13 protein-coding genes and 1 riboswitch are annotated in these 16,913 nt (G+C 68.2%); of the genes, 6 read left to right on the forward strand and 7 right to left on the reverse strand.

Going from position 1 to position 16,913, the window contains the following annotated elements:
• Nucleotides 1-85 precede the first annotated feature (85 nt).
• From AC07RV_RS23390 to gmhB, 5 genes are read left to right on the forward strand one after another with little or no spacing between them, the layout of a single operon-like run.
• Entirely contained in the window at nucleotides 86-5,041 is a 4,956-nt protein-coding gene (locus AC07RV_RS23390) for a glycosyltransferase (RefSeq protein ID WP_296776972.1), read from the forward strand.
• Nucleotides 5,042-5,090: 49 nt separating this feature from the next.
• On the forward strand, nucleotides 5,091-6,119 hold the full coding sequence (locus AC07RV_RS23395) for a GHMP family kinase ATP-binding protein (RefSeq protein WP_296776976.1): 1,029 nt from the start codon (nucleotides 5,091-5,093) through the stop codon (nucleotides 6,117-6,119).
• Complete coding sequence (locus AC07RV_RS23400) at nucleotides 6,107-6,706, forward strand: D-sedoheptulose 7-phosphate isomerase (protein ID WP_296776982.1); 600 nt, start codon at nucleotides 6,107-6,109, stop codon at nucleotides 6,704-6,706. Before AC07RV_RS23395 ends, AC07RV_RS23400 begins: the two co-directional genes overlap by 13 nt.
• Nucleotides 6,706-7,392, forward strand: a complete 687-nt coding sequence (locus tag AC07RV_RS23405; protein ID WP_296776985.1) for a nucleotidyltransferase family protein — start codon at nucleotides 6,706-6,708, stop codon at nucleotides 7,390-7,392. Before AC07RV_RS23400 ends, AC07RV_RS23405 begins: the two co-directional genes overlap by 1 nt.
• Nucleotides 7,389-7,943: a D-glycero-beta-D-manno-heptose 1,7-bisphosphate 7-phosphatase gene (gene gmhB / locus AC07RV_RS23410; RefSeq protein ID WP_296776990.1), complete on the forward strand. Its 555-nt coding sequence runs from the start codon at nucleotides 7,389-7,391 to the stop codon at nucleotides 7,941-7,943. Before AC07RV_RS23405 ends, gmhB begins: the two co-directional genes overlap by 4 nt.
• 45 nt (nucleotides 7,944-7,988) lie before the next feature.
• On the opposite strand, the gene AC07RV_RS23415 is transcribed toward gmhB, so the two are convergent.
• The 5 genes from AC07RV_RS23415 to rfbB form a co-directional block, all read right to left on the reverse strand.
• The gene (locus AC07RV_RS23415; protein WP_296776994.1) at nucleotides 7,989-9,221 is read right to left on the reverse strand and encodes a class I SAM-dependent methyltransferase; all 1,233 of its coding nucleotides are present in this window, start codon (nucleotides 9,219-9,221) and stop codon (nucleotides 7,989-7,991) included.
• Between the two features lie 325 nt (nucleotides 9,222-9,546).
• Complete coding sequence (gene rfbC / locus AC07RV_RS23420; RefSeq protein ID WP_296777000.1) at nucleotides 9,547-10,095, reverse strand: dTDP-4-dehydrorhamnose 3,5-epimerase; 549 nt, start codon at nucleotides 10,093-10,095, stop codon at nucleotides 9,547-9,549.
• Nucleotides 10,092-10,991: a glucose-1-phosphate thymidylyltransferase RfbA gene (gene rfbA, locus AC07RV_RS23425; protein ID WP_296777004.1), complete on the reverse strand. Its 900-nt coding sequence runs from the start codon at nucleotides 10,989-10,991 to the stop codon at nucleotides 10,092-10,094. The genes rfbC and rfbA overlap by 4 nt, the downstream gene beginning before the upstream one ends.
• Before the next feature lie 49 nt (nucleotides 10,992-11,040).
• Nucleotides 11,041-11,931: a dTDP-4-dehydrorhamnose reductase gene (gene rfbD / locus AC07RV_RS23430; RefSeq protein WP_296777007.1), complete on the reverse strand. Its 891-nt coding sequence runs from the start codon at nucleotides 11,929-11,931 to the stop codon at nucleotides 11,041-11,043.
• Complete coding sequence (gene rfbB / locus AC07RV_RS23435; protein WP_296777010.1) at nucleotides 11,928-12,998, reverse strand: dTDP-glucose 4,6-dehydratase; 1,071 nt, start codon at nucleotides 12,996-12,998, stop codon at nucleotides 11,928-11,930. Before rfbB ends, rfbD begins: the two co-directional genes overlap by 4 nt.
• A gap of 251 nt (nucleotides 12,999-13,249) precedes the next feature.
• Nucleotides 13,250-13,367: riboswitch (glycine riboswitch) on the forward strand.
• Between the two features lie 88 nt (nucleotides 13,368-13,455).
• Between rfbB and AC07RV_RS23440 the strand changes: the two genes are divergently transcribed.
• Nucleotides 13,456-14,763, forward strand: coding sequence for a D-amino acid dehydrogenase (locus AC07RV_RS23440; RefSeq protein ID WP_296777013.1), 1,308 nt, complete (start codon nucleotides 13,456-13,458; stop codon nucleotides 14,761-14,763).
• A gap of 22 nt (nucleotides 14,764-14,785) precedes the next feature.
• Here AC07RV_RS23440 and AC07RV_RS23445 read toward each other — a convergent pair whose 3' ends face one another.
• Together AC07RV_RS23445 and AC07RV_RS23450 are read right to left on the reverse strand one after the other, a co-directional pair.
• Nucleotides 14,786-16,066: an FIST signal transduction protein gene (locus AC07RV_RS23445; RefSeq protein ID WP_261214948.1), complete on the reverse strand. Its 1,281-nt coding sequence runs from the start codon at nucleotides 16,064-16,066 to the stop codon at nucleotides 14,786-14,788.
• Nucleotides 16,067-16,106: 40 nt separating this feature from the next.
• A complete protein-coding gene (locus tag AC07RV_RS23450; protein ID WP_296777015.1) occupies nucleotides 16,107-16,889 on the reverse strand; it encodes a PhaM family polyhydroxyalkanoate granule multifunctional regulatory protein in 783 nt (260 codons plus the stop codon).
• Nucleotides 16,890-16,913 lie beyond the last annotated feature (24 nt).

A 16,913-nucleotide genomic window follows, 5' to 3' on the forward strand; every position in this document is an offset into this window, starting at 1 on the left:
AGGCAGTAGTTGGCGGTTTACATTTACTTTACATGGACAATACGCGCCTTGATTTAGGGGACGCGTTAACACGATGCTAAGAAAAATGGGTGAGCTTGCCTACTGGCGGAAGGGCGAGGAGAGCCAGAATTTCGGCGACTACCTGAACGAGTATCTGGCGGGTCATCTCTTTCTTTCCCCGGCACGCGATGCGACCCAGATCCGTCTGATCGGCAGCTTCCTGGGCGACCGGATCATCGAGGAGGCGGAGAAGACGGCCCACGAAGTGGGCGGCGGGCGCCTCGGCAGCCGCTTCCTGGCATGGGGCGGCGGCATTCGCGAGACTGGTGGCGTGAGCGCGCGCAATCGCGCCAAGGTGGAGATCCTGTCGGTGCGCGGACCGCTGTCCGCGAGCGAACTGCAGCTCGACGCGACGACGCCCCAGGGCGATCCGGCCTTCCTGCTGCCGGCGCTCCACAGCCCGCGCGCGCAGCCGCATTACCGCGACAAGACCCTGTGCATCCCCCATTTCAACGATCGCCGCAGCGATGCGGAACTGCTGGCCATCTCCAAGGCGGATCTGGTGCTGCGCCCCGGCATCGAGGCGACGGACGAAGCGGTCGAATCCTTCATCGATGCGCTGTGTTCCGCACGCTTCGTGCTGTCGGCCTCGCTGCACGGCGCGATCGTCGCGGCCGCCTATGGGCGGCCGTTCGCGCCATGGAATCCCGATTTCGTCGATCTGCCGGCCAAATGGCAGGACTTCGCGCAAGGGGTAGGCATTCCCGCTACCTTCGTGGCGAATGTCGAAGAAGGTATTCAGCACTACGCGGCCCAGATCGCGCCGAAGTTTCGGCGGCCTTCGCTGTGGGAGGCGCTGGCACGCGCGCCCTACGTGCCGAGTCCGGAAGCGATCCTGAAGATCCTGCGGCATGAGCTGCGCGCGGCCGAGGGCCAGCCGGCAGACGCGGTCCTGCAGGAGAAGATCGCGCTGTTCGAAGCGTCGAGGTCCCATTTCGCGGCCATCGCGCAGGAGTCCAGGGCGCTGGTCGATGCGGCCTGGCAACGCGAGGACGCCGCGCAGGCGCGCATCGCCGAGCACGGCGCGGGCCTCGAGAAACTCCAGGCCCAGGTCGAGACGCTGCTGAGCCAGATCGAAGCGGCCCGGGCGCATGCCACCCAGTCCGACGCGCACCTCGCGGAGCGCGAGGAAACCATCGCGCGGCTCAGAAAGCAGGCCGATGCCCAGTCGAAGCAGTCGGATGCCGCCAGGGAGCGCGCCACCCGGCTGGGCATCCGCGTCGAGGAGCTGCAAAGGGAAGTCGACATGGCACGCCACCAGGTCGGCGCGGTGCAGGCCGCTTTCGAGGAGATGCGGCGCTCGAGTTCATGGCGGCTCACGCGCCCCCTGCGCGCGCTGGCCGACTTGCTCAAGATCCCGCTGCGGGCCATCGGCCGCACGGGCCTGCTGTTTCGCGCGATGCTGGGATTGCTGCTGCTGCTGCCCGCGTCGGTGTATTGCGGCGGCTTCGGGGCCGTGTTCCGGGCCTATCGCAGGACCCCGGCCTTCGCGGCCACGGTCTTCGATGCCCACCAGGAGATCCGCCAGCGCCTCATGACCAAGCCCCGCTGGTGGCGGCGCATCGTCATGCTGAGCTACACGCTCGCCCACCGCGTCTATCTCGCCGGCAGCGTGGGCCGCGTGGTGGGCAGCGCGCTGCGCATGCTTCGCTCCGAAGGCCTGAGCGGCCTGCGCGCCAGCCTGGCGCGCACGGGCCCCGGCGGCGGACCCGACGGCTTCGAGCGGCGCATCCTCGTGCTCGACTACCGCATCCCCCGCGGCGATACCTCGGCCGGGGAACTCGCCACCGTGGGCATCCTGCGGGACCTGGTGGCGCTCGGCTACGAAGTGGTGTTCGCACCGAACGACATGACGCCGTCGCCGCGCTACGAGAAGGAACTCGAGAGCTTCGGCGTCACGGTGATCACGCGCCAGGCGGGCTTCCAGTACACCGGCCACTACATCGAACGGCATGGCGCGAGCTTCGGCGTCTTCTACGTCATGCGCTTCGACGTGGCCGAGAACGCGCTGCCCTCGATCCGCAAGACCGCGCCGCATGCGCGCGTGATCTTCCATGCGCCCGACCTGTACTTCCTGCGCGAGATGCGCGAGGCGCGGCTGCTCGACGATCCGGCCGCCGTCGCGCGCGCCGAAGCGACGCGGCAGCGCGAGGTCGCGATGATGCGGGCCGCCGATCACGTCGTGCTGGTGAGCCCCGCGGAAGTGCCCTTCCTGCGCGAGGAACTGGGCGCAGAGAAGCCGATCACCGTGTTCCCGGTGCTGTACGCGCCGGTCGCGCCGCGGCCCGCCGGGTTCGCCGCGCGGCGCGACATCTTCTTCCTGGGCGGCTTCGGCCACGCGCCCAACGTCTCCGCGGTGCAATGGTTCGCCAAGGAGATCTGGCCGGCGGTTCGCGCGGCGCTGCCCGAGGTCGAATTCCACGTCGTCGGCGCTGAAGTGCCCGAGAGCATCCAGGCCCTCGAAGCCATTCCGGGCATCAAGATCAGGGGCTTCGTTCCCGACCTGGAGCCGGTGCTCCAGGGCTACCGTGTCGGCGTGGCGCCGCTGCTCTTCGGCGCGGGCATCAAGGGCAAGGTGGCGATGACGCTGGGCGCGGGCATCCCCTGCGTGGGCACGCGGATCGCCGCCGAAGGCATGGGCATCCAGAGCGGCGTCCATTCGATCATCGAGGACGAGCCGGACAAGTTCGCCGCGGCCGTGGTCGCGCTCTACCAGGACGAGGCGCTGTGGCAGCGCCTGTCGCGCAACGGGCAGGCTCTGGTCGAGGAACGCTTCGGCGAAGTGGCCAACCGCAGCGCGCTGCTCAGGGTCCTCAACGACGCGCGCGGACTGCCGCTGTCGCTGTTCCGATCGTTCTGCGCGCAGGACCGGCCTTTCGCCGTTCCGCAGCCGCCGGCGGACGTGCCGGTCGACGTCTCGATCATCGTTCCGGTCTACAACAAGTGGGCGCTGACCCGGGCCTGCCTGGCCTCGATCGCCTACACCAACGCGGGCGTGGGCATCAGCTACGAAGTGATCCTGGCCGACGACAGCTCCAGCGACGAGACGCTGCGCGCGCAGGAGCTGGTGCCGGGCCTGCGCATCGCGAGAACGCCGCAGAACATGGGCTTCCTGCGCAACTGCAATCATGCGGCCAAGCTCGCGCGCGGCCGCCACATCCTGCTGCTCAACAACGACACCGTCGTGCTGCCGGGCTGGCTGGACGCGATGCACCGCACGCTGGAGGGCGACGATTCGATCGCCATCGTCGGCTCGAAGCTGCTGTACCCGAACGGCCGCATCCAGGAAGCCGGCGGCGGCATGCTGGCGAATGCCGACGGCGTGAGCATCGGCCGCTGGCTCTACCGCCAGGGCCTGCCCATGCCGGTGCCGCGCGACGAGCCGGTGTTCAACTTCGAACGCGAGACCGACTACCTGACCGGCGCCTCGATCCTGATCCGCGGCAGCTTCTGGCGCGCAACCGGCGGCTTCGACGAACGCTTCGGCAATGCCTATTGCGAGGACTCCGACCTCGCCATGCAGGCGCGCGCGCGCGGCCTGCGCGTGGTCTATCAGCCGGCGTCGGAGCTGGTGCATCTGGAACACCAGAGCTATGCGGACGAGGTCGATGCCGACCACATCGAACTGCAGCGGCGCAACAAGGCCGTGCTGGTCGAGAAATGGCACGATGTGCTGCTGCGCGATCATCTGCCCGCCGGTGCGCAATGGCAGCAGGTCGCGGCCCGCGGCGAACGCTCGATTCCCCCCGCGGTGCAGGCGCGCCGTGCCGCCTCCGAGTCGCGCAACATCCTGTACTTCAGCCCCTTCCCCTCGCATCCGAGCAATCACGGCAACCAGGCGACGATCCAGCAGTTCGCGCGCCAGTTCCAGCGTTCGGGCCACAAGGTGCATTTCGCGCTGCTCCAGAGCAACATGTACGACCTCGAGGCCGAGCAGTCCATGCGTGCCGAGTGGGACAGCTTCGACATCCTGCCAAACGCGCATCCGCTGGGCGCCGACGGATCGGCGATCCCCTTCGACGGCTGGTACGAAGACGGCCTCGGCGAGGCCGTGCGCGCGCTGTGCGCGCGCTACGACATCGACGTCGTGTTCTGCTCCTATGTGTTCCAGTCGAAGATGCTCGACTACATCCCCTCGTACATCCTGCGGGTCATCGACACGCACGACAAGATGGGCGGACGCTACGAGATGCTCCAGCAGCGCGGCCTGCCGCTGGAGTTCTTCTCCTGCACCCCCGAGGAAGAAGGCGCCTACCTGCGGCGCGCCGACGTCGTGGTCGCGCGGCGACAGGAAGAGGCCGACTACTTCGACGGCGTGAGCGGCGCCGGCTCGGCGATCGTGGTGCCGCACTTCGAAGCCCCGCACTTCGTGCGGCGTGCCTTCACGGACCTGCGCCAGGTCGGGATCGTGGCCAGCGCCAACCGGATCAACCTGGAGATCGTGCGCGACTGCCTGCAGTCGATCGACCGCCAGGTCGGCACGGGCCACTGCCCCTTCCTGGTCCTCGTCGCGGGACAGGTCAAGGCGCTGATTCCGACGCTGCCCGCCCACGAGGCCGCGCTGTTCGACCGCCCCTGGGTCCGGCTGCTGGGATTCGTCGACGACATCCAGGAGTTCTACGAATCGGTGGACGTGGTGATCTCGCCCGTGACCATGGGCACCGGCATCAACGTCAAGACGGTGCAGGCGATCGCCTACGGCATGCCGCTGCTGACCACCGAGTGGGGCAGCAAGGGCGTCGATACCTCGGAACCGCTGCACAAGCTGGCATCGCTCGACGACCTGGTGCGCACGCTGCTCCAGCTGGTCGAGCGGCCGGCGGAACTGGAGCGTCTGGCTGCCGTCAGCCGCGGCCTGTATCAACAGTTCTTCGACACCAGCGTGACGGCGCTGCAGGCACTGGTACAGCGCGTACCGATGTCGGCGGCGGGGCACGCAGCGGCGTTCCAGGATGGTGCCCCCCGGGGCGATACCATCTGAAGCGCTGCGCCCCGATGCCGCCCAGCCCAGAAAACCACGAGGAAACCAGGTGAAAACTATTCGAGCAAGAGCGCCGCTTCGGCTCGGCCTCGCCGGGGGCGGGACCGATGTCTCGCCCTACTGCGACGTGCACGGCGGCTGCGTTCTCAACGCCACCATCGACCGCTATGCCTACGCCGTCATCCAGCCGCTGGAGGAATCCGCGGTCCGCTTCGTCGCGTCGGACAAGCAGGACAAGGAAAGCTGGGGCCTGGTGCCGCACATCGCACTGAACGGCGGCCTCGACCTGCACAAGGCGGTCTACAACCACTTCGTGGCGAACTACAACGGCGGCCAGCCGATCGCGATCCAGCTCAGCACCTTCTGCGACGCGCCGGTCGGGTCCGGCCTCGGCTCGTCCTCCACCCTGGTGGTGGCGATGATCGAGGCCTTCGTGGAGCTGCTCAATCTGCCGCTGGACGACTACATGGTCGCCCACCTGGCCTACAAGATCGAGCGCGTGGACTGCGGGCTGCAGGGCGGCCGCCAGGACCAGTACTCCGCCACCTTCGGCGGCTTCAACTTCATGGAGTTCTACGCCGACGAGCGCGCGCTGGTGAATCCGCTGCGCATCCGCAGCTCGATCATCTGCGAGCTCGAGGCCTCGCTGGTCCTGTTCTTCACCGGCGTCTCGCGCGAGTCCGCGAAGATCATCGCGGACCAGAGCGGCAACCTCAAGAGCGGCGCGACCGATGCGCTGGAGGCGATGCACGGCATCAAGCGCGAGGCGCTGGCGATGAAGGACTGCCTGCTGCGCGGCGATTTCACCGGCCTGGTGGAATCCATGCGCCTGGGATGGGAGAACAAGAAGCGCTCGGCAAAGACCGTTTCGAACGCGCACATCGACGAGATCTACGAGGCGGCGACGGCGGCTGGCGCACTGGCCGGCAAGGTGTCGGGCGCCGGTGGAGGCGGGTTCATGCTCTTCTTCGTCCCCAACGAACAGCGCATGGACGTGATTCGCGCACTGGACCGGTTCAACGGTCAAATCAGCAACTGCCACTTCACCAAGAACGGAGCGCAAGCATGGAGAATCTGACCCCCTCCTCCTACATCTCGGCCCAGATCGCCGAGGCCCAGCGAGTCATGACCGCGATGGCGGCCGACGCAACGCTGCAGGCAACGCTGGCCGCCACCGCCGAGGCCTGCATCGCCGCGCTGCGCAACGGCCGCAAGATCCTGCTTGCCGGCAACGGCGGCAGCGCCGCCGACGCGCAGCACATCGCCGGCGAATTCGTCAGCCGCTTCGCCTTCGACCGACCCGGCCTGCCGGCGATCGCGCTGACCACCGACACCTCCATCCTGACGGCCATCGGCAACGACTACGGTTACGAGAAGCTGTTCTCGCGCCAGATCCAGGCGCTGGGCCAGGCAGGCGACATCTTCATCGGCTACTCGACCTCGGGACGCTCGCCCAACGTGCTGGCCGCCTTCACGGAAGCACGCGCGCGCGGCATGCTGTGCGTCGGCCTCACCGGCAACCGTGGCGGCCCGATGCTCGAGCTCTGCGACTTCGTGCTGGCGACGCCCTCGGCCGACACGCCGAAGATCCAGGAAGGCCATCTGGTGATCGGCCACATCCTGTGCGGCCTGGTCGAACGCGCCATCTTCACGCCGCCGAACTGATGGAAGCCATCGTCCTGGCGGGCGGGTTCGGCACCCGCCTGCGCTCGGAGGTTCCCGATCTGCCCAAGGCCATGGCCCCCGTGGCCGGCCGTCCGTTCCTGGAGATCCTGCTGGACGGGCTGGCGCGCCAGGGCTTCTCGCGCATCGTGCTGTCGCTGGGCTACATGGCCCCGACCATCATGAGCCACTTCGGAGCGAGCTACCGCGGCATGGCGCTTCGCTTCGTCGTCGAGGAACAGCCACTGGGCACGGGTGGCGCGATCCGCCTGGCGATGACCGAGGTCGCCGACGACCACGTCTTCGTCTTCAACGGCGACACCTTCCTCGACCTGGACTGCGCGGCGCTGGAGGCCTTCTGGCAGCAGCATCGCAAGCCCGTCATCGTGGGACGCCCGGTCGCCGACGTGAGCCGCTACGGCCGGCTCGTGGTGTCGGACGATCGCGTCGTGGGCTTCGCCGAGAAGGGCAGCCCGGGCGCCGGCCTGATCAATGCCGGCTGCTATGTCTTCCCCACCTCGCAGTTCGACGACCGTGCGCTGCATGCCGCGTTCTCGCTCGAGCAGGACTTCCTCGCGCGGGCGGTTCCCGCGACGGACATCCGGGTCTTTCCGTGCGAAGGACAGTTCATCGACATCGGCGTTCCCGAGGACTATCGGCGGGCACAGGTCGAGCTGGCGATGCGATGACGGGGCGCCGCGCGCTTTTTCTCGACCGCGACGGTGTCGTCAACGTCGAGAAGAACTACCTCCATCGCCAGGAGGACGTCGAATTCGTCGACGGCATCTTCGAACTCGTGCGCACCGCCAATGCCGCGGGCTTCCTGGTCGTCGTCGTGACGAACCAGGCCGGCATCGGGCGCGGCTACTACACCGAGGCGGACTTCCACGCGCTGTCGGCCTGGATGTCGGCGCAGTTCCTCGCCCAGGGCGCGCGCATCGACGGCGTCTACTTCTGCCCGCACCATCCGGTGCATGGCATCGGCCCCTATCGACGCGACTGCGATTCCCGCAAGCCGGCCCCCGGCATGCTGCTGCGCGCGGCGCGCGAACTGGGCATCGATCTCTCGGCGTCCGTGATGGTGGGCGACCGCATCACCGACATGCAGGCGGCACGCGCCGCGGGCGTTCCCGTGCGTTTGCTGCTGGCCGGCAACGAAGAAGCGGTGGACCTGGCGCAGCTCGATGGCGCCCGCGTCATTGCGTCGCTGTCCGGCGCCCTGGCCTCGCTCGACGGCTGAGCCGGCGCCAGCGGGTACGCGTGCGCCAGAACGCACGCGCGCTGGCTACGAACCCCTCGAGCCGCGGAGCACGCGGACCAGCGGCGACAAGATGGCGCGGACGCCATTGGCGAGGCCGGGATGCCGGGTGCCGAAACGCCGGATCGGACCGCTCACCCGCCAGTAGGCGCTGCCCGTGACGGCCTGGTAGAGCGTCGTGACGTGCGCGGCCTGGCGTTGGGCCTCCAGCTTCTCCGCTTCGCATTGCGCCAGCCGCTCGCGCTCGATCTGCAGCTGCGCCTGGCCCTGGTCGCGCGCCTCCTGCACGGCGGCATCGCGCTTGCGCGCATAGGTGGAGCGCGCCTGCGTCAGACGCTCCTCGATCGCCGGGTTGGTGGTGCGGTAGTAGCGGTCGCTGCTGTAGAGGCAATCGGGGTAGCGGAACAGTGGCTCGTCCGAGGTCTTGCGGGCCTGGACCAGGATGGTGTCGCCGAACAGCGAGGCATCGATCGACAGCATGGCACCGACTTCGAAGATGTCGGTCACGTGCTCGGGCTCCGCGAAGGCGCAGATGGTGCGGAACGCGACATCGGTGAGCCCCGCGCTGCGCAGCGCCATCTTGAAGAAGATGGGCGTGTATTCGAACGAATGCCGGGGTTCGTGCCCGAGGTCCGGATGGAAGAACCAGTAGACCCAGGGCGGTGCCCCCGCGATGAATTCCCGCAGCGTCTTGTAGGAGGCCGAATTCGGCACCGAGGTCACGAGGATCGAGTCGCGATGCATGCAACGCGTGACGTTGAGCAGCACACCGGACGGGTCCTGGTCCACGTGTTCCAGCGTCTCGAAGAAGAGCACCGTGTCGAAGGTGGCATCGAGCGGCCACTGCGCCTGGGTGATGTTGAAGTTGTAGCTCTTCAACTCCAGGCGGCGACCTTCCATCTCGATGCTGCGCGTCAGGATGGGCTGATCGATGTCGGGGCGCATCTCGATGCCCTCGACGCGCGCATAGCCCAGGTAATGCCAGGCCCAGAAGGCCATGTAGCCATAGCAGCCGATATCGAGGCACGACGCATCCGGCGATTCGGCATACGGAATCATCGTGAGCGACAGCGACAGCCGGCGGCGATGCGCCGTCAGATAGAGAAATTCGGTGGCCGACCCGGTCCTGCGCACATGCTCGATGGTGGTGTCGAGGATGTTCTCGGCCTCGGCGATCGACAGGTAGCGGCCCTCTTTCGGGGTGTCGGGCGTGGATTTCAGATCCGAAATGACTTCTCGAATCAATTCCTGCTGATCCATCTTCTGGGGCTCTCCGGCTGCGCGGCTTGTCGGCGCGTTCTAGGGGGAAGTGGGGTGCCGATTCTCGACACCGGCACGCCTTGGTGGCGTGCTCGATGCCGTCGATCCATCGTGCGGGGAGTCATCGAGGAAGTGTTACCTCAATGCAAACAAATACTAACATCGACCTATGAAATGTCGATGAAGCGATCGCTTTCGGGGGGCGCTGCGGCTGGATATTGCGCAGGCTGCGCGCAGCGGTCATGAAGCGACCGTGCGCGAGCGGCGTCGGGATCGGCGTCCACAAGGGTGGCCGCGCCGATGCCCGCGCCGGGGTTCGAGATTGTCAGTCGAACACTTCGGCGCCGGCGAAGCTGGCGCCGGCCTGGTCCTTGCCGGAGAGCTGCGGAGCGCTTCCGGTCGCGGGCCACGCGATCGCCAGTTCGGCGTCGTCCCACTTGATGCAGCGCTCATGCGCCGGCGCGTAGTAGTCGGTCGTCTTGTACAGAAACTCCGCCACCTCCGTCAGCACCAGAAAACCGTGCGCGAAACCTTCAGGCACCCACATCTGCTTGTGGTTCTGCTCGCTGAGCTCCTCGCCCACCCACTGGCCGAAGGTCGGCGACGACCTGCGGATGTCCACCGCCACGTCGAACACCGCGCCACGCGTGCAGCGCACCAGCTTGCCCTGCGGCTGCTGGATCTGGTAGTGCAGCCCGCGCAGCACGCCTTGGACCGAGCGCGAATGGTTGTCCTGCACGAACTCGACGTGGCGCCCCACGGCCTCGTCGAAGGCCTTGCCGTTGAAGCTCTCGAAGAAGAAGCCGCGCGAGTCGCCGAACACCTTCGGCTCGATGACCAGGACTTCGGGAATGGCGGTGGGGATGACTTTCACGGCCGTCCCTCTTCCTTCAAGAGTCGCTGCAGGTATTTGCCATAACCGCTCTTGGCCAGCGGCGCGGCCAGCTTCTCGAGCTGCGCGCCATCGATGAAGCCGTTGCGCCAGGCAATCTCCTCGGGACACGCGATCTTCAGGCCCTGGCGGTTTTCGAGCGTGGCGATGAACTGCCCGGCCTCGAGCAGGCTCTCGTGCGTGCCGGTGTCCAGCCACGCATAGCCGCGCTGCATGATCTGCACGTTGAGCTGGCCGAGGTCGAGGTAGGCCTGGTTGACGGCGGTGATCTCGAGTTCGCCGCGCGCGCTGGGCTTGACGGCCTTGGCGATGTCGACGACCTGGTTGTCGTAGAAGTAGAGCCCCGTCACGGCATAGCTGCTCTTGGGCTCGAGCGGCTTCTCCTCGATGCTGCTGGCCTTGCCCTGCGCATCGAAGGCCACCACGCCGTAGCGCTCGGGGTCGTGCACGTGGTAGGCGAAGACGGTCGCTCCCTTTTCCTGCGCATCGGCGTCGGACAGCAGGTGCACGAAGTCGTGGCCGTAGTAGATGTTGTCGCCCAGCACCAGCGCGCTCGGCGAATTGCCGACGAACTTGTCGCCGATGATGAAGGCCTGCGCCAGCCCGTCGGGACTGGGCTGCACGGCGTACTGCAGGTTCAGGCCCCACTGGCTGCCGTCGCCCAGCAGTTGCTGGAAGCGCGGCGTGTCCTGCGGCGTGCTGATGACGAGGATGTCGCGCATGCCGCCGAGCATCAGCGTGCTCAGCGGGTAATAGATCATGGGCTTGTCGTACACCGGCAGCAGCTGCTTGCTGATCGCGAGCGTGGCCGGATGCAGCCGCGTGCCCGAGCCGCCGGCCAGGATGATGCCTTTGCGCTGCGTCGTCTGGATGGTCATCGTTGGTGTCTCTTCTCTTCGGGTGTCGTGTTCGACGCGGACGCCGGACTCAGAGGATCTCGCGCAACATGCGCGCGACGCCGTTCTGCCACGGCGGCAGCACCAGCCCGAAGGCGGCCTGCAGCTTCGAGGTGTCGAGGCGCGAGTTGTGCGGCCGGGTGGCCGGCGTGGGAAAGGCGCTGGTCGGCACGGCCTCGACCTGCTGCGGCCCGGCCTTGAGCTCGACGCCGGCCTGCTGCGCGAGTTCGAGCACGTAGCGCGCGTAACCGTACCAGGTGGTCTCGCCGCCCGCGATCGCGTGATACAGCCCGGCCTTGGACGGGTCCTGCAAGGTGGCGCGGATGGCATGGGCCGTGATGTCGGCCAGCAGCTCGGCACCGGTGGGCGCGCCGAACTGGTCGTCGATGACGGTCAGCTTGTCGCGCACCCTGGCCAGCCGCAGCATGGTCTTGGCGAAGTTGCCGCCGCGCGCCGCATAGACCCAGCTGGTGCGAAAGATCAGGTGCTTGGCGCAGTGCTGCGCCACCAGTTGCTCGCCCTCGAGCTTGGTGCGGCCGTAGACGCTCAGCGGTCCGGTCGCATCGTCTTCCTTCCAGGGCTTGCTGCCGCTGCCGTCGAAGACGTAGTCGGTCGAGTAGTGGACCATCAGCGCGCCGATCTCCTGCGCGGCCTGCGCCACCACGCCGGGCGAGGTGGCATTGAGCTTGCGCGCGAACTCGGGCTCGCTCTCGGCCTTGTCGACGGCGGTGTGGGCGGCGGCATTGACGATCACGTCGGGGCGCACCTGCCGCACGGTGTCGGCCAGTTGTTCGGGCCGGCTGAAGTCGGCGTGGAAGTCGGTGCTGTCGAAATCGAGCGCGACCAGCTCGCCCAGCGGCGCGAGGCTGCGCTGCAGTTCCCAGCCGACCTGTCCGCCCTTGCCCAGCAGCAGCAGCTTCATGCGGAAGCCTTCGCGTCGTACTGCTTCTCGACCCAGGCGCGGTAGGCGCCGCTTTGCACGTTGCGCACCCAGTCGCCATTGGCGAGGTACCACTCGACCGTCTTGCGGATGCCGGTGTCGAAGGTCTCGGCCGGCTTCCAGCCGAGCTCGCGCTCTAGCTTGCGCGCGTCGATGGCATAGCGGCGGTCATGGCCGGGGCGGTCGGTGACGTAGCTGATCTGCTCGGCATAGCCCTTGCCGTCGGCACGCGGACGCAACTCGTCGAGCAGCGCGCACACGGTCTTCACGATCTCGATGTTCGGCTTCTCGTTCCAGCCGCCCACGTTGTAGGTCTCGCCGAGCCGGCCCGCTTCGAGCACGCGGCGGATGGCGCTGCAGTGGTCCCTGACGTAGAGCCAGTCGCGCACCTGCATGCCGTCGCCATACACGGGCAGCGGCTTGCCGGCCAGCGCATTGACGATCATCAGCGGGATCAGCTTCTCGGGGAAATGGAAGGGGCCGTAGTTGTTCGAGCAGTTGGTGGTGAGCACCGGCAGGCCGTAGGTGTGGTGCCAGGCGCGCACGAGGTGGTCGCTGGCGGCCTTGCTGGCCGAGTACGGGCTGTTGGGCTCGTACTTGTTCTCCTCGGTGAAGGCCGGGTCGGTCTTCGAGAGCGAGCCGTAGACCTCGTCGGTCGACACGTGCAGGAAGCGGAAGGCCGCCTTCTGGTCGGCCGGCAAGGCATTCCAGTGGCCGCGCACCGATTCGAGCAGGCGGAAGGTACCGAGCACGTTGGTCTGCACGAAATCCTCGGGGCCGTGGATCGAGCGGTCCACGTGCGACTCGGCCGCGAAATTGACCACCGCGCGCGGCTTGTGCTCGGCCAGCAGGCGGTCGAGCAGCGCGCTGTCGCCGATGTCGCCCTGAACGAAGATGTGGCGCGGATCGCCCTTGAGCGAAGCCAGGGTCTCGAGATTGCCGGCGTAGGTGAGCTTGTCGAGGTTCACGACCGGTTCGTCGCCTTGGGCGATCCAGTCGAGGACGAAATTGGCGCCGATGAAGCCGGCGCCGCCGGTAACCAGGATCATGGAGTCCTCTGTGCTGTGAATTGGAGTGCCGCTTGGTCAAAAGCCGCGCTGGCGCGGCAACTGCGGATTATCCCATCTGCCTGCAAGGCCGAATCCCGGGGTTGGCCGGTGCCCGCGGCCCGCCTACAATCGCCACCCATTGCAGGAGAGCGGGCCGCATGCATCGCGCAGGCAGCCCCACCGAAGGCGCAAACTCCCATAAACGCTCAGGTCGGCTCCACGCTTCGCGCGGGGCCTGTACTGCAACCACTGAAACGCCGTCTGGAGAGCCAGCACATCGCCCATCGCGGCCGTGCTGCGCCGAAGGAGCAAGTCCGCTGCGAGGTGCAGCGGATGAAACTCTCAGGTACCGAGGACAGGGGGAGCGGCAATTGGACGGCCGTCCGGTTGCGCGCTATCTATTCAGTAGCACGACCTTCACGCCGTTCAAGCGCTTCGACCTCGAAAGGTACTTGAAATGCGCGTGATCGTATTGGGCGCCGGCCTGCTCGGCGTGACCTCGGCCTACTACCTCCAGCAACTCGGCCACGACGTGACCGTGATCGACCGGCAGGCCACCCCGGCCGCCGAAACCAGCTTCGCCAACGGCGGCCAGATCTCGGTGAGCCATGCCGAGCCCTGGGCCAATCCCAGCGCGCCGCTCAAGGTGCTGCAGTGGCTGGGCAAGGAAGACGCCCCGCTGCTGTTCCGCATCCGCGCCGACATGCGCCAGTGGCTCTGGGGCCTGCAGTTCCTGCGCGAGTGCACGCCCGCGCGCACGCGCCACAACATCGAGCAGATCGTGCGCCTGGGCACCTACAGCCGCGACACGCTGCAGCAGCTGCGCGGCGACACCGGCATCCGCTACGACGAGCGCACGCAGGGCATCATGCACTTCTACACGACGCAAAAGGAGTTCGACGGCGCCCTCGCGCCCGCCGAGCAGATGCGCGCGCTGGGCTGCGAGCGCCAGGTGATCTCGGCCGACGAGGCCGTGAAGCTCGAGCCCGCGCTGGCCCACATCCGGCCGCAGCTGGCCGGCGCCACCTACACGGCCGAGGACGAGTCGGGCGACGCCAACCGCTTCGCGCGCGAACTCGCGCGACTCGCGGCCGAGGCCGGTGTGAAGTTCCTGATGAGCCACACCATCACCGCACTGCGCGAGGTGGGCGGTGCGATCGACCACGTCGAGGTCACCGACGCCGAGGGCCGCTTCCAGCGCATCCGCGGCGATGCCTTCGTGATGGCCATGGGTTCGCTGAGCCCGCTGCTGGCGGCACCGTTGGGCATCCGGCTGCCGATCTATCCGGCCAAGGGCTATTCGGTCACGCTGCCGGTCAAGGACGCGAGCAAGGCCTACCAGGTCTCGCTGACCGACGACGAATACAAGCTGGTGTTCTCGCGCTACACCTCGGAGTCGGGCGACCGCATGCGCATCGCCGGCACGGCCGAGCTCAACGGCTACGACCGCGACCTCAACCGCGTGCGCTGCGAAGCCATCGTGCGCCGCGTCGAGCAGCTGTTCCCCGGCGCCGGCGACACCGCGCAAGCCCAGTTCTGGACCGGCCTGCGCCCGGCCACGCCGAGCAACGTGCCACTGATCGGCCGCACGAAACTCGCGAACCTCTACCTCAACACCGGCCACGGCACGCTCGGCTGGACCCATGCCTGCGGCTCGGGCAAGTCGATCGCGCGCATCGTGAGCGGTCTGGTGCCGGAGGTGGATTTCGCGTTCGCGGGGATGCCCAAGGGCATGGCGGGCATCGCCCAGCCCGCGCTGGGCTGAGCCTCCGAAGCAAGGCGGACGCTCAGTCGTCCGCCGTGAACACCGTCAGCACCCCCGTGTAGCCATACACGTGGTGCCGCGCGATCTCGCCCGCGGCGAAGAAGCCGACCAGCGGCACGTCGCCCAGCGCATGGCGCACGATCTGCAGCTCGGCGCCGGGCGCGCCGAAGTGCGGGCCGCCGCGGCCCGAGCAGCTCACGTAGACGGCGCCGGCGATGCGGCGCGCGGGATGCGGCGCCGCCTCGGCCTCGCCGGCGGCGACGGCGCGCGCGGTGGCCAGGGTCTGTTCCTCGGGCTCGAGTTCCTCGCGGATCTCGGCGCAGATGCGCATCAGGTCGGCGCGCGCGGCCTGGGCGTTGCGGCGGCAGAAGCTCAGGCGCATGCCGGCCTCGGCCACGTCGGCGATCGCGATGCCGCGGCGCGTGGGGTCGAGGCCGATGATGTGGCGCACCAGCACGTCGGCGCCGAGGTCGCCGGTGCGGCGGATGCCGTCGCTGCCGGCATCGACCAGGCCCACCAGGGTGGCGCGCACGGCCTCGATGGCTTCCTGCGGCCGCTCGAGCGAGACCTGCAGGTCGGCCAGCAGCACGTCGAGCGCGGGCTCGCCGTCGAGCTGCAGCACCAGGTTGCCGTCGGCCTCGGTGATCTCGCGCTCGCGCGCGCTGCCCGAGCGCAGCGGCTGGCAGCCCTGCGTGACGCGCGACACCAGCCGCACGCCCTCGCCGAACACCACGCCCGACAGGCCGCCCGAGAACACGCCGCCGGCCGCGCCCTGGCCGCGGATGTTGCCGTTGCCGCCGACCGCGAACTGCAGCGCGCCGCCGCGGCCCGAGGAGAGGCCGCCGAACAGGTAGCCGGTGTCGGTGCGCCCGGCCATCTCGCCGATGAGCTCGGTCAAGTCGGGGGTGGCGGGGTCGGCATGCACCAGCGCCGTGTGGGCCTCGAAACCGCTCATCTCGGAGCTCGCCAGCGGCGCCACGCCCGAGAACACGCGGTACTGGTCGCTCGGCAGCGCGCAGAGCATCAGGCTCAGGCCGGGCTCGTCGAAGTACTCGGCATTGTTGGCCGACACGCCGACGCCGACGGTGCCGGCCCAGTCGGTCACCTCGGGCAGCTCGGCGCTCAGGTGGTCGAGGATCTCCTGCGCATCGACCGCATAGTGGTCGGTGATGTAGAGCAGCCCGAGGGTGGGTGCCGAGGCGTAGTCGGGCAGCGCCATCTGCGCGCGCAGCTGGGCCAGCACGAGGCCGGCCGCCATGCGCCATTGCGGATGGGTGGCGTGACCGGAGGGAAACAACTTCATCGTGCCAACCTGCTTCGTTCGATGTTCAGGACAAGGCGGCTCAGCGTCGGCCGCCCGTTCGCTTGCGGGCCGCGGGCGCCGCGGCCGGCTTCTTCGCCGCCGGTCGCTTCGCGGCCGTCGAGGCCTTGCGAGGGGTGGACTTGCGCGAGGCGCTCGCGGTTCCCATGGCCTTGCCGACGGCGTCGGCCAGCGGCTGGGTCACGGCCGGCATCTTGAGCTGGGCCGCGTCCTGCAGCGCGGTGCTCGCGATCTGCTGGAACTGCTCGGTCAGCGAGCCCCACCACTTGAGCGGGTCGACGGCACCGCCGGCGGCATCGCCCGCGGCGGATTTGGCCGAGGCCTTGGCGGCCGGCCTGGCCTTGCGGCGCGGCGGCGGTGCCTCTTCCTCTTCTTCCTCCTCCTCGTCGAGTTCCTCTTCGTCCTCGAACTCGACCTCGGGTTCGGGCGCCGCGGCCGGCGCGGCTGCCGGCGCCGGGCTGACTGCCGCGGCCGCCGCATTCGCCTGCCGCGTGAACACGCCCGCGAGGTCCTCCATGCGCACGTTCATGCCGCGCAGGGTGGACAGCGTCATCTTCTGCACCTCGAGCGCCTGGATCGTGGCCTTGAGCGCGTGGCCGTTCTGCTCGAGCCAGTACTGCACCGTCTTGAGTTCCTGGATGCGCTTGTCGACCTCCTCCACGCTCATGGTGGGCGCCACCCAGCTCGCCAGGCTCGGGATGCCGGGCACGGAACCGGCGCCGCTCGCGCCGGCCGCGAGGTTCTTGAGGAAGTCGAAGCCGGGTACGAACTGGCTGAAATCGAAGGGTTGGCTGGCTTTGTTCATGCGGCAGGTCTCCGGTCTGGCGGG

The sequence above is a fragment of the Variovorax sp. GW821-FHT09B01 genome, from assembly GCF_059418345.1.